The following is a 12718-nucleotide window of genomic DNA, read 5'->3' as shown; positions in this document are numbered from 1 at the left end:
ATGCCCTGCAGCCCCGGGGAGATCAGCTCGCTGTTCCTGTTCGAGAAGCTCTCCGCCGAGCAGCTCGGGCGGCTGTGCGGCGAGGGCCGCGTGGAGCGGTTCGAGGCCGGGCCGGTGTACGCCGAGGGCGATCCGGCGACCTGCTTCTACGTGATGATCGAGGGCACGGTGGTGTTGTCCCGCCGGGTCGGCGGGGACGACGTCGAGGTCATCCGCTCCTCGCAGCGCGGGGTGTACTCCGGGGCCATGCAGGCCTACCTCGGGGACCGGGTGCCGCAGGTCTACAACAACTCGATGCGGGTGACCGAGCCGACGCGGTTCTTCGTGCTGCCCGCGCAGTCGTTCTCGGACGTCATGCGGGAGTGGTTCCCGATGGCCGCGCACCTGCTGGAGGGGCTCTTCTTCGGCACGAAGAACACGCAGCGGGCCGTCGGGCAGCGTGAACGGCTGCTCGCCCTGGGCTCGTTGTCGGCGGGGCTGACGCACGAGCTGAACAATCCGGCCGCGGCGGCGGTCCGGGCCACGGCGACGCTGCGGGAGCGGGTGGCGAAGATGCGGCACAAGCTCGCCGTGATCGCCCAGGGCGCCTACTCCCGCGAGACGATCGCCGAGCTGATCGAGATCCAGGAGCGCACCGCCGAACGCGTCGCGAAGTCGACGGCGTTGAGCCCGCTGGAGGCGTCCGACCGGGAGGACGAGCTCACCGACTGGCTCGACGACCACGGCATCCCGGAGGGCTGGCGGATCGCGCCGACGTTCGTGCAGGCGGGGCTCGACGTGGACTGGCTGGAGCAGGTCGCGGGGGCGGTGGACGCCGAGATCCTGCCGGGCGCGATCGGATGGCTCAACTACACCGTCGAGACCGAGCTGTTGATGGACGAGATCGACGACTCCACCACCCGTATCTCCCATCTGGTGGACGCCGCCAAGCAGTACTCGCAGCTCGACCGGGCCCCGTACCGGGTCGTCGACGTCCATGAACTCCTCGACAGCACGCTGCTGATGCTGTCCGGGAAGATCGGCCGGCGCATCGAGGTCGTCAAGGACTACGACCGTACGGCGCCGAAGGTGCCGGCGTATCCGGCGGAGCTCAACCAGGTGTGGACGAACCTCGTCGACAACGCCGTCTTCGCCATCAACAGCACGGGCGGGGAAGGCACGTTGACCGTGCGGACGGCGCGGGACGGGGAACGGCTGCTGGTGGAGTTCCGCGACACGGGGCCCGGCATCCCCGCGGACGTCCGGGACCGTATCTTCGACCCCTTCTTCACCACCAAGCCGGTGGGCGAGGGCACGGGGCTCGGGCTGGACATCTCCTGGCGGATCGTCGTCAACAAGCACCACGGCGGCATCCATGTCGAGTCGGCGCCGGGCGACACCCGCTTCCAGGTCCTGCTGCCGCTGACGGCGCCGGACCCCGAGGAGGCCGGGACCACTGAGGAGAGCGCACCCGCGGAGGAACCCGTATGAGCGACACCAACGCCATCGACCCGAACGTCCCGCCGAGCGGCGCCGGCTGCGTCGAGTGCGACGCGGCGGGCGGCTGGTGGTTCCATCTGCGGCGGTGCGCGCAGTGCGGCCACGTCGGCTGCTGCGACTCCTCCCCCGCCCAGCACGCCACCGCCCACTGGAAGGCCACCGGGCACCCCCTGGTGCGCAGCTTCGAGCCGGGCGAGAAGTGGTTCTGGGACTACTCCGCCGACGAGCTGTTCGACTCCGGCCCCGAGCTGACCCCGCCGGTCAGCCGCCCGGAGGACCAGCCGGCGCCGGGCCCGGCGGACCGGGTGCCGTCGGACTGGGCGCGGTCGCTGCACCGCTGACCTGGCGGTCGCCGCACCGCTGAATCCACGGTCGCCGCGTCGCCGACCCCCGCACGGGGCCGGCGGTGCGGCGACTTTCGCGTCTCCGGGTACCGGGCGCGTACATGGTGCGCGCCCAAATGATCGCTTTCGGCCTTCCCCGCGCACATACTGAGCCGACCACGCGCGGTGACGTCACCGTCACCAACTGCGCTTCGACTGCGGAGATGTGACGGGACGGAAGCATGACGCTCGGGGTGTTCGGAAAGTGGAGAAGGACGGCGCTGGGCGCGACACTGGGGGCCACCCTGGTCCCCCTCCTGGCGTTCCCCGCACAGGCCGCGCCGCCGAGGCCCGACCTCACCGGGCTGCGGGGCGTCCTGCGCACGGCGGTGAGCCAGGGCGCGCCCGGGGCGACGGCGCTGCTCGACGACCACGGGACGGTGCACCGGCTCGCCGTGGGCGTCTCCGACCGGAAGACGGGCCGCGCTCTCGCCCCCGGCGACCGGTTCCGCATCGGCAGTGTCACCAAGGTGTTCTCGGCCGTGGTGCTGTTGCAACTCGTCGACGAGCGCAAGCTCGTCCTCGACGCGCCGGTCAACCGCTATCTGCCGAAGCTCCTTCCCGACGACCGGATCACGGTCCGGCACGTGCTGAGCCACCGCAGCGGTCTGTACGACTACTCCACCGACCTGTTCGCCCGCAGCGTGGCCGGCTTCGAGGCCGTCCGCACCAAGGTGTTCACCTACCGTCAGCTCCTGGACCGCTCGCTGCGCCGCCCCCGCACGACCGCGCCCGGCGGCCCCTACTCCTACTCGAACACCAACTTCGTGGTCGCCGGGCTGCTCATCGAGAAGCTCACCGGGCGTCCCGTGGGCACGGCGTACCAGAACCGGATCATCAAGCCGCTGAAGCTGCGCGACACCTTCTACGTGCACCCCGGCACCGGCATCCCGGGCGTGCACACGCGCGGGTATCTCACCCCCGACGCGCCCGCCACCGCCCTGGTCGACGCGACCCGGCAGACGGCGTCCTGGGCGCAGAGCGCGGGCGCGCTCATCTCCAGCAGCCGGGACCTGACGACGTTCCTGTCGGCGCTGCAACGCGGCCGGCTGACCTCGGCGGCGGCGCTGACGCAGATGCGGCGGTGGTCGCCGGCGGGCGCGAAGCAGGCCTACGGCCTGGGGCTGCGGCGGCGCGACCTGTCGTGCGGGGTGTCGGTGTACGGGCACACGGGCGCCGTGCAGGGCTACTACACGTACGCGTTCACCACCCTGGACGGCCGCCGCAGCCTGGCCGCGCTGGCCAACGCCTCCAACAGCTCGCGCGTCCACAACACGATGCTGCGCACGCTGGAGTCCGCGTTCTGCGGCAAGTCCGCGGGGACGAGCGCGGGCAAGAGCGGCGTCCGCAGGGGCTCCGCGGTGCCCAACGAGCGGGCCGAGGACAGGCCGGAGCCGCACGGCGTCTGACGGCCCGTCGACTCCGGTGGGTGATCTACGCCTCGCAGGCAACCCTGTTCCCCGGGCGTGCGTCTTGACCGACGACAGCGGATCACCACGCCCCCCGCCCCCTCCGCTCGCGGACCGGGGCCGGGGTCCGGCGTGCTATACACACCATGTATACACAGAGCGTATACATGGTGTCCGAAAGGACCTGATGTACGGCAAAGCCTTCGCCCCGGAGTACCAGGGCGCGCTGACCACTCTGTCCGTGAACTCCTCCCTGGTGGACGTACTGGCCGCCGGCGCCGAGCAGTTGGAGGCGGCCCGGCGGGCCGGGAAGCACGCCGAGGCGGCCCGCTCCGGGCTCGCGGTGGCCGAGGCGCACCGCAGGCTCGGCCAGGTGGGAGAGGCGGACCGGGCCTGGAAGGCGAGCTACCGCGCCGCCCGGTACGCCGAGGACGTCGCGGCGATGGCCTGGGCGCTGTGGAGCGGCGGCACCCTGGCCCGCCAGCGCGGCTCGTTCGCACTGGCCCGGCGGCTGCTGGCGCTCGCGGCGGAACTCGGCGAGCGCGGCGGGGACGTCGTCGTACGGGGCTACTCGCTGGCCGGGCTCGCGGAGACCGGCCGGATCCAGGGCGACTACGAGGCGGTCGGCAGGCTGCACGAGCAGTTGCTCGCCGAGGCCCGCAGGCGGGGCGAGGCACGGCACACGGTGTGGGCGCTGGAGGGCATCGCGCAGATGCACCGCAACTCCGGCGCGTACGACACCGCGTACGCCCTGTTCGAGGAGGCCGCCGAGATCGCGGGGCGCGCGGACGACCGGCGCGGGCACGCGTGGGCGCTGCGCGGGCTGGCCGACATCGTCTCCGAGCGCGACGGCGACGTCGAGCGGGCCCTCGCCCTGCTGTCGGAGGCGGAGACGACGTGCCGGGCGATGAACCTGTCCAGCGCGCTGGCCTACAACCACAAGATGCGGGGCAACGTCCTGTACCGGGCGGGCCGTTACGCGCAGGCGCGGAACCTGTACGAGCTGGCGCTCGAGGAGTTCGGCGCGATGAGCGAGCCGCGCGGGGAGGCGCTCGCCCGCCTCGGCCTCGCCAAGTCCCTGGCTCGCCTGGGCCGCGACCGGACCGAGACGGCGACGGAACTGGCCGACCTGGCGGACAGGCTGGAGCGGATAGGCCTGCGGCACGCCCGCCGGATGGTGGCCCAGGCACACGAGGAACTGGGCCTCGGGACGGACACCGGCTCGCCGACCGCCGGCAGCTCCCCTGCCGGTGCCGCCGCTCTGGAGGGGGCGCGGTGACGGCGTCGTCCTCCGCCGTCATCGACCCGGGCGCGTCCGCCGCGTGCGCTTCGCCGCCGCTGGTGCTCGACCGGTGCCGGGTGCTGGTGCGTCCCGCGCTGGCCGAGGCCGTCGGGCGGCTGCATCCGTGGGTGGGCGAGATGGCGGCGTACTCCCTGGGCTGGTGCGAGGTCGGCGGGGCGCCCGCCGCCGGGTCCGGCGGGAAGGGGCTGCGGCAGGCGCTGGCGGTGCTCGGCGCGGAGGCGGCGGGCGCGCCCGCGCGGGCCGGGGTCGCGGCGGCGGTCGCGGTGGAGCTCGTGCACACCTTCTCGCTGCTCCACGACGACATCATGGACGGCGACCCGACCCGGCGCCGCCGCCCCACCGTCTGGAAGGCCTACGGCACGGGCCCGGCGGTGCTCGCGGGCGACGGCCTGTTCGCCCTGGCCGTCGAGACGCTGGCCGAGGCTCCGGGCGGCGCGCCCGGCGTGCGGCTGCTGTCGGGGGCGCTCACCGAGCTGGTGCGCGGGCAGGCCGACGACCTGCTGTTCGCCGCGCGCCCCTGGTCGGGTCCGGAGCGGGTGCGGCCGGCCGCGTACCGGGCGATGGCGGAGGGCAAGACGGGCGCGCTGCTGGGCTGCGCGGCGGCGCTGGGCGCGGTGCTCGGCGGCGCGCCGCAGTCTGCGGTGACGGCGCTGGAGAGGGCCGGACGGCATCTCGGCGTCGCCTTCCAGGTCGTCGACGACATGCTCGGCATCTGGGGCGACCCGGCCGTCACCGGCAAGCCCGTCCACGGCGATCTGCGGGAGGGCAAGAAGACGTTCCCGGTGCTGGCCGCGCTGGCGTCGCCGGGGCCCGCGGCGCGCCGGCTGGCCGTGCTGCTGGAGTCGGACGGCGATCCCGCCGAGGCGGCGGCGCTGGTGGAGGAGGCGGGCGGCCGTGCGGCGGCGCTCGCCGAGGCGCGACGGCAGACGGCCGCCGTGCGGGCCGCGCTCGCCGGCGCGCCGCTGCGGGCACCGGCGGTGGACGAACTGCGGTCGCTGCTGGACTTCCTGGTGCGGCGGGACCTGTGACCGCCCCCGGGGCCGGATCCCGCGGTGCCCCGGCGCGCGCCCGGCGGCCCCGACCCCGTCCCCGGCCCCGGTCCCGGCTCGCTGCCGACCGCTGTTGACCTGGTCCGTCACCGCGCGAAAGGCTGCGTGGCGGGCGCACGGAACCGTGCGCATCAGGAAGGTGATCGTCTTGATCGGCATCCTCGGTGTCTCGGACATCGAAGCCACGGCGGAGCGCATCGCGGGGCACGTGGTGCGCACCCCGACCCTTGCGAGCCCCGGGCTGACCGCGCTGCTCGGCGTCCCCGTGACCGTGAAACTGGAGTCGTTGCAGCGCACCGGGTCCTTCAAGGCGCGCGGGGCGACGGCGAAGCTGCTGTCGCTGGGCCGGGCCGAGCGGGCGGCCGGGGTGGTGGCCGTCAGCGGCGGCAACCACGGGATCGCGGTGGCGGTCATGTCCGCCGCGCTGGATGTGAAGGCCACGGTGGTGATGCCGCGCTCGGCGCCGGCGCGTTCCGTCGCGATCGTCGAGGAGGCGGGCGCGTCGGTGCGGCTGACGGACGGGATGGCGGAGGCGTTCGCGCTGGTGGACCGGCTGCGGGAGGACGGTCTCACGCTCGTCCACCCGTTCGACGATCCGGCGGTCGTCGCCGGTCAGGGCACGGTCGGGCTGGAGCTCGACGAGGACGCGGACGAGCTGACCGACGTCGTGGTGAGCGTCGGGGGCGGCGGGCTGATCTCCGGGGTCGCGGCGGCTCTGCGGGCCCGTCGGCCGGGGGTGCGGGTCTGGGGCGTGGAGACCGAGGGCGCGGAGGCGATGTCCCGGGCGCTGGCGGCGGGCGGTCCGGTGCCGGTGGAGCTGTCGTCCGTGGTGTCCACGCTGAGCGCGCCGGCCGTCTCGCAGCTGACGTACGACCATGTCGCGGCGCTGGTGGACGAGGTGCTGGTGGTGCCGGACCGGGAGGCGGTGCGGGGCTCGGTGGAGTTCGCCGAGCACGCCAAGGCGTGGACCGAGCCGGCCGCCGGGTGCCTGCTGCCGGCGGCCCGGCGGGTGGTGGAGCGGGTGGGGGACGGCGCGCGGATCGGATTGGTGGTGTGCGGGGGCAATGCGTCGACCGGGGACATCTCGTCCTGGGTCGAGCGGTTCGGGCTGCGCTGAGAAAGAAAAGCCTTCGAGGGGCCTCCGTCGTGCAATGCGCCGGGCACGGCGGAGGACGTTTCCGGAGACGCCGGACGAGACGCGCACGAGACGCCCCCTGAGACGCCGCACAACTGTTTACCGCTGGTTACACCCCTGGACGGCCCGAAGTAATTTCATTTCGTCGCACATATGCTCGGCGTTTTTGAATGAAAGACAGGAATCGCACCGGAGTTGCGGCCGTCTTGAACACATCACCTCTCGGCCGCCGTACCACTGGGAAAGGGAACTCCGGCGGCTCAGCGAAGGATGACCATGGTCAAGGCGCACGTCTCCAGGAACGAGTTGATCGCCGGGCGGTACCGGCTCCTCGACGTCGTCCACCGCGAGACGAACCGCGTCGGCTGGTACGGGGAGTTCGTCGAGGACCCGGCAGGCCCCCGGCCGTGCCTGGTCACGCGCATCGGACTGCCCGAGGGCCTCGGCCCGGAGGACTCGCTCCAGATCGCCGACCGCGTGCTGCGCATGTCGGAGACGATGGCCGGGCTGTGTCCCGGCCGGGTCGCCACGGTCCTCGACGCCGTCGTGGAGGACGGCGCCCTGTGGACCGTCACCGAGTGGATCGACGGACTGCCGCTCGGCCAGCTCCTCGAACAGAAGGGCGCCTTCCGCACGACCAGGGCCGCCGCGATCGGGCTGGAGCTGCTCGACGTGCTGGAGGCCGCGCACGGCGAGGGCATCACCCACGGCGAGCTCAGCCCCGGCCAGATCTACGTGCGGGCGCGCGGACCGGTCGTCGTCACCGGGTTCGGCCTCGCCGGCGCCACGCTCGTCCCCCGGGTGGCCGCGCCTGCGTACGCCTCCCCGGAGCAGGCGCGGGACGAGCGCATCGGCCCGGCGGCCGACCTGTGGGCGCTGGGCGCGATCCTCTACACGATGGTCGAGGGACGGCCGCCGTACCGGGACCGGGACCGGCCGGAGACCACGCTGAAGGGCGTGGACCGGCTGCCGCTGCGCACCCCGCTGCGGGCCGGGCCGCTGGGGCCGACCGTGCAGGGGCTGCTGCGCAAGGACTCCCGGGAACGCCTGACCCGGCCGGTGGTGCGCCAGACCCTGGCCCGCGTCCTCGACGAGGACCCGCACGCGCCGATGCTCGAGGAGCCCACGCCGCGCGCACCCGGGTTCGCCCGGCTCGCCGGCCCGCGCTGGAGCGGGCGCACGGTGGCGGCGGGGACGGCGCTGGCCGTCGTCGCCGTGGCGGTGGCCGCGCTCGCCGCGACCGGACGGCTGCCCGGCACCGACGACACGGCGGCCACCGGCGCGCAGACCCAGCCCAGCGCGTCCCCGCCGCCGCCCGGCGACGACCTGGGCGGCAGAGGCTCCGGCGCCCCGTCGGCGCCGCCGGCCGAGACCGTCGCCCCGACGACGTCCGCCCCCGCGTCGCCGCCGGCGACCTCGCCGAAGCCGTCGCCGTCGCCGAGCGCCTCCGCCGGCGCCCTGCCGGCCGGGTTCGCCGTCTACCGCGCCCCCGAGGGCTTCTCGGTCGCGCTCCCGAAGAACTTCAAGCGGGTGGACACCTCGCGCTCCTCCGACCTCGCCTACCGCGTCACCTTCGGCGCGGCGGGCGATCCGCGCACCCTCGCGGTGACCTACAGCGAGGTGCTGGGCCCGGACCCGGTGGCCGTGTGGCGCGAAACCGTCGAGCCCGACCTGCGCAAGAAGGCCGGCTTCCGGCGCCTCGGCGCCATCGAGGCGACGACGTACCAGGGCTACAAGGCGGCCGACATGGAGTGGGTCGTGGACGTCGACGGCGAGCAGGTGCGCACGTTCGGGCGAGGCTTCCTCATCGGCGACCACAGCGGCTTCTCGCTGCGCTGGACGACGCCCGCCGCGGACTGGCGGAAGAGCGGGAACCAGCAGGCCCTCGCCGCGTTCCTGAAGACCTTCCGGGGCACGCCGGCCTGAGCCCGCCCGCGTCCGCGGCGTGATCCGAACGGCCCGTTTCCTCCCCCGTCCCCCGGGGACTCGGGGCGCATGGTGCGAATCGGATACACGATGATGACCGAACAGGCCGGCCCGCGTGAGCTGGTCGACCACGTGGTGCGCGCCGAGGAGGTCGGGTTCGACTTCTCGGTGACGTCGGACCACTACTTCCCGTGGCTGCGGTCCCAGGGCCACGCGCCGTACGCGTGGAGCGTGCTGGGCGCCGCCGCGCAGGCGACGTCGCGCATTCCGCTGATGACGTACGTGACGTGTCCCACCGTCCGCTACCACCCGGCGGTCGTGGCGCAGAAGGCGGCGACCCTCCAACTGCTGGCCGAGGGCCGCTTCCGGCTGGGCCTGGGCTCCGGGGAGAACCTCAACGAGCATGTGGTGGGCGGCGGTTGGCCCTCCGTGGACGTGCGGCACGAGATGCTCGAGGAGGCCGTGGACATCATCCGCGCGCTGTTCGAGGGCGGGCACGTCACCCGGCACGGCACGCATTTCGACGTGGAGTCGGCGCGGCTGTGGGACCTCCCCGAGAAGCCGCCGGAGATCGGCATCGCGGTCTCCGGTGAGCAGTCGTGCCGGCTCGCCGGCCGGCTCGGCGACCTGGTGATCGCGACGGAGCCCAAGGCCGGTCTGCTGGAGGCGTTCGACCGGCACGGCGGCACGGGCAAGGCGCGCGTGGGCCAGCTGCCGGTCTGCTACGACCCCGACCGGGACACGGCGGTGAAGCGGGCGCACTCGCAGTTCCGCTGGTTCGGCAGCGGCTGGAAGGTCAACTCCGAGCTGCCGCACCCGGATTCCTTCGAGTCGGCGACCCAGTTCGTACGGCCCGACGACGTCGCCGCCGCGATCCCCTGCGGCGACGACCCGGAGGCCTTCGTCGAGGCCGTACGCCCGTACGCGGAGGCCGGGTTCACCGAGGTCGCCCTGGTGCAGATCGGCGGTGACTCACAGCCGGCGTACCTGGACTGGTCGGAGAAGACGCTGCTGCCGGCGCTGCGGAACGCCTTCGGCTGACGTCACTGACACCGGCCGGGGCGTCGCCGGCGATGGCCGGCGCGTCGGCAGCTTCCGGCCGGGGCGTTGGCAGCTTCCGCCGGGGCGTCTTCGGCTTCCGCCGAGGCGTCGGCAGCTTCCGCCGGGGTGTCGTCGGCGTCGCCGGAGCGTCGGTGGCGTCCGCCGGGATGTCATCGGCGTCGCCGGAGCGTCGGTGGCGTCCGCCGGGATGTCGTCGGCGTCGCCGGAGCGTCGGTGGCGTCCGCCGGGATGTCGTCGGCGTCGCCGGGGTGGCGTCGGCGTCCGCCGGGGCCGGGTCCGGATCCCGGTAGGCTGCCGGTCCGCGCGTTCGTGTTCCGCGTCGTGCGTTCCGGCAGCCTGCGAGGAGATGCGCCCGTGACCCTGGCGATCGAGAGCCCGAGCGACGCGCCCGCGTCCGAGCTGGTGGCGCGTGACGCGCGGGAGTTCGGCGCGTACGCGCGGACCGGCGGCTGGGCCTTCGGGCTGAAGGTGGCGCGCAGTGTCCGGCCCGGCGGGCAGATCGCGGGCGAGACGCCCAAGGTGTCGGCGAAGGAGTTCGCCGAGCTGGCCGACTGCTCCCCCGAGCGCGTGATGCGCTACTACAAGGCCTGGGACCGCGCCGCCGACGACGGTCTCGTCCCGCACTTCGAGGAGCTGGCCCCCGGCCAGGAGGTCGAACTCCCGGACGCCGACGTGTGGTCGGCGTACTACGTGGCCCGCTCCAGCGCCGGCTCCGAGCGCGGCACGGCGATCGCCGAGGCCGCCGAGGCCGAGGGGATCCGCCCCACCAAGGCGCTGGAGGTCGCGGAGAACCCCACCGCCCTGCGCGCCGCGATCCTCGCCGACCCCTGCACCGCCCGAGCGGCCCGCGCCGCCCTCCTGGACCGGCTCCGGGAGGACCCGGAGCTCCAGACCGAGCTGGCCCGCGACGTCGTGCGCACCGACGACCTGAAGAAGGCCGTCGCCAGCGAGAGCCGCTCCGCCGACCGCATCGGCTACGTCCGCCAGATCGCCGAGTCGGGCCTGATCAAGACCCCGGCCGGGCAGACCGTCGACGCCCCCGTCGAGCTGCGCGAGGAGGCCGAACGGCATCTGTCGCTGATCGACGAGCTGGACGAGGGCGAGGACGCCGCCGAGTGGGCCACCGAGGCCTACGGCACGCTCAAGGGCCTGGTCGTGGAAGCCGTGGAGGCCGACCCGGAACTACGGGTGCGGGAGCGCCGCACGAAGTTCTACAGCAGCCTCCAGAAGGCGACGAAGGCGTTCGAGGAGCTGACCTTCGACGACGCGCAGGACTTCTACGAGGACGACATGGTCCAGCAGTTGGAGGAGCTCCAGCAGGCGATCGGCAGCTGCCTCACGGCCCTGCGCGGGACCCGTGGCCCTCGGGAGTGAGAGCGCCGGTGCGGGGCGTCACCGCGAGGTGTAGCGGCGACGCGTCCACAGCGGCACCCCGAACCAGAACAGCAGGTACCAGAGGACCACGGCGGTGACGAGGTAGGGCACGAAGTCGTCGTGGGTCGCCACCCGCAGGACCAGCAGCAGGGCCGAGGTCATGGTGGCGAGCAGGAGGATCAGACCGATGAAGGTCATCCTGGAGGCCCAGGTGACGGCCTGCGGCTTCACCCGGCGCCCGGAGACGAGCCGGTGCAGCGACACCGGGCCTATCAGGGCGCCGGTGGCACAGGCCCCCAGGACGACCGTCACGATGTAGATGGCCTTGTCGACGTCCGCCAGGTCCGCGTAGCGCGGTGTGAACACGACGGTGAGCAGGAAACCGAAGAGGATCTGCACGCCCGTCTGGGCGACCCGGACCTCCTGGATCAGCTCCCCCCACATCCGGTCCGCTCTCTCCTCCTCGGTCTCGTCGCGCCCTCTGCGCCGCTCGACCCCGGCTGCGGTGTCCGTCACCTGATCCTCCCCAGTTCGTATGACCGTTCGGTCTCCTCCCCGGCGAGTACCCACTGATCGGCGTTTCCTGCCGACCGGCTTTTGCGCGGTCCGGCTACCAGCGCCCTTCGACCTGCTGCTTGATGCGCCGTTCGTACAGTTCCCTGACCGCCGCGAGGGTCTCCCCAGGGAGGTCGGGCAGCTTGGCGGCGGCCGCGTTGGCGCGGGCCTGCTCGGGCGAGCGGGCGCCCGGGATCACGGTGGTCACGCCGGGCTGCTGAATGATCCAGCGCAGGGCCAGCTGGGCCGGGGTGCACCCGTCGGGGGCGAGGGCGGCGAACTCGGCGGCGGCCCGCACGCCGGTCGCGTAGTCCACGCCGGAGAAGGTCTCGCCCTGGTCGAAAGCCTCGCCGTGCCGGTTGTAGGTGCGGTGGTCGTTCTCCGGGAAGACGGTGGCCTCGGTGTACTTGCCGGACAGCAGCCCGGAGGCGAGCGGGACGCGCGCGATGACGCCGACGCCGGCCTCCCGGGCCGCGGGAAGCACCTCGTACAGAGGCTTCATCCGGAACGGGTTCAGGATGATCTGCACGCTGGCCACGCCGGGGCGGGCGATCGCGGTGAGAGCCTCGGCGCAGGTCTCCACGCTGACGCCGTAGCGGGCGATGCGCTCCTCCGCGACCAGGGTGTCGAGCGCGTCGAAGACCTCGTCGGAGGAGTAGACGGGGCTGGGCGGGCAGTGCAGCTGCACCAGGTCGATACGGTCGACGCCGAGGTTGCGGCGGGAGCGGTCGTTCCAGGCGCGGAAGTTGTCCAGGACGTAGTTCTGGGGGATCTGTTCGACGCGGCGGCCCATCTTGGTGGCGACCAGCACGTGCAGATCGGGCCGGCCGCTCAGGAAGGCGGCGATGGTCTGCTCGCTGCGCCCGTCGCCGTAGACGTCGGCGGTGTCGAAGAAGGTGACCCCCGATTCGGCCGCCGCCTCCAGGACCGTGAGGGCCTCCTTGTCGTCGACGTCTCCCCAGTCGGCGCCGAGCTGCCAGGTGCCGAGACCTACGACGGATGCGTGCTGACCAGACCTACCGAATTCGCGCTCGTCCATGGCG

Annotated in this window: 11 protein-coding genes; 9 read left to right on the top strand and 2 right to left on the bottom strand. The window is 73.5% G+C overall.

The features are described 5' to 3' along the window. The 9 genes from ACFYX4_RS28855 (at position 1) to ACFYX4_RS28815 (ending at position 11120) form a co-directional block, all read left to right on the top strand. Positions 1 to 1470: an ATP-binding protein gene (locus ACFYX4_RS28855; RefSeq protein ID WP_389339403.1), complete on the top strand. Its 1470-nt coding sequence runs from the start codon at positions 1 to 3 to the stop codon at positions 1468 to 1470. Then, positions 1467 to 1820 (top strand): UBP-type zinc finger domain-containing protein, encoded by a 354-nt coding sequence (locus ACFYX4_RS28850; protein WP_389339401.1) that lies wholly within the window; start codon positions 1467 to 1469, stop codon positions 1818 to 1820. Before ACFYX4_RS28855 ends, ACFYX4_RS28850 begins: the two co-directional genes overlap by 4 nt. A 224-nt stretch (positions 1821 to 2044) precedes the next feature. Further along, positions 2045 to 3271: a serine hydrolase domain-containing protein gene (locus ACFYX4_RS28845; RefSeq protein ID WP_389339399.1), complete on the top strand. Its 1227-nt coding sequence runs from the start codon at positions 2045 to 2047 to the stop codon at positions 3269 to 3271. A 187-nt stretch (positions 3272 to 3458) separates the two neighbouring features. After that, on the top strand, positions 3459 to 4550 hold the full coding sequence (locus ACFYX4_RS28840; protein ID WP_389339397.1) for a tetratricopeptide repeat protein: 1092 nt from the start codon (positions 3459 to 3461) through the stop codon (positions 4548 to 4550). Next, positions 4547 to 5602: a polyprenyl synthetase family protein gene (locus tag ACFYX4_RS28835; RefSeq protein ID WP_389339395.1), complete on the top strand. Its 1056-nt coding sequence runs from the start codon at positions 4547 to 4549 to the stop codon at positions 5600 to 5602. Before ACFYX4_RS28840 ends, ACFYX4_RS28835 begins: the two co-directional genes overlap by 4 nt. A 178-nt stretch (positions 5603 to 5780) precedes the next feature. After that, positions 5781 to 6740: a threonine/serine dehydratase gene (locus ACFYX4_RS28830; protein WP_389339503.1), complete on the top strand. Its 960-nt coding sequence runs from the start codon at positions 5781 to 5783 to the stop codon at positions 6738 to 6740. 288 nt (positions 6741 to 7028) lie between these two features. After that, the gene (locus ACFYX4_RS28825; protein WP_389339393.1) at positions 7029 to 8684 is read left to right on the top strand and encodes a serine/threonine protein kinase; all 1656 of its coding nucleotides are present in this window, start codon (positions 7029 to 7031) and stop codon (positions 8682 to 8684) included. A 69-nt stretch (positions 8685 to 8753) separates the two neighbouring features. Continuing rightward, positions 8754 to 9725, top strand: coding sequence for an LLM class F420-dependent oxidoreductase (locus ACFYX4_RS28820; protein ID WP_389339391.1), 972 nt, complete (start codon positions 8754 to 8756; stop codon positions 9723 to 9725). A 375-nt stretch (positions 9726 to 10100) separates the two neighbouring features. Then, the gene (locus ACFYX4_RS28815) at positions 10101 to 11120 is read left to right on the top strand and encodes a hypothetical protein (RefSeq protein WP_389339389.1); all 1020 of its coding nucleotides are present in this window, start codon (positions 10101 to 10103) and stop codon (positions 11118 to 11120) included. Between the two features lie 18 nt (positions 11121 to 11138). Here the strand turns inward: ACFYX4_RS28815 and ACFYX4_RS28810 are convergent, their stop codons facing one another. Further along, entirely contained in the window at positions 11139 to 11636 is a 498-nt protein-coding gene (locus ACFYX4_RS28810; RefSeq protein ID WP_389339387.1) for a DUF6328 family protein, read from the bottom strand. 94 nt (positions 11637 to 11730) lie between these two features. After that, entirely contained in the window at positions 11731 to 12714 is a 984-nt protein-coding gene (locus tag ACFYX4_RS28805) for an aldo/keto reductase (protein ID WP_389339385.1), read from the bottom strand. Between the last annotated feature and the right edge of the window lie 4 nt (positions 12715 to 12718).

The organism is Streptomyces sp. NPDC002328, from assembly GCF_042890065.1.
Taxonomy (GTDB): Bacteria; Actinomycetota; Actinomycetes; order Streptomycetales; family Streptomycetaceae; genus Streptomyces.
Note: the sequence above shows the minus strand (reverse complement) of the source record. Positions and strands in the feature narration are given on the sequence as shown.

Bases quoted from the DNA above. Each gene is read 5' to 3' on its own strand.
- ACFYX4_RS28855 (WP_389339403.1), top strand. From the start codon at position 1: ATGCCCTGCAGCCCCGGGGAGATCAGCTCGCTGTTCCTGTTCGAGAAG.
- ACFYX4_RS28850 (WP_389339401.1), top strand. From the start codon at position 1,467: ATGAGCGACACCAACGCCATCGACCCGAACGTCCCGCCGAGCGGCGCC.
- ACFYX4_RS28845 (WP_389339399.1), top strand. From the start codon at position 2,045: ATGACGCTCGGGGTGTTCGGAAAGTGGAGAAGGACGGCGCTGGGCGCG.
- ACFYX4_RS28840 (WP_389339397.1), top strand. From the start codon at position 3,459: ATGTACGGCAAAGCCTTCGCCCCGGAGTACCAGGGCGCGCTGACCACT.
- ACFYX4_RS28825 (WP_389339393.1), top strand. From the start codon at position 7,029: ATGACCATGGTCAAGGCGCACGTCTCCAGGAACGAGTTGATCGCCGGG.
- ACFYX4_RS28820 (WP_389339391.1), top strand. From the start codon at position 8,754: ATGGTGCGAATCGGATACACGATGATGACCGAACAGGCCGGCCCGCGT.
- ACFYX4_RS28805 (WP_389339385.1), bottom strand. From the start codon at position 12,714: ATGGACGAGCGCGAATTCGGTAGGTCTGGTCAGCACGCATCCGTCGTA.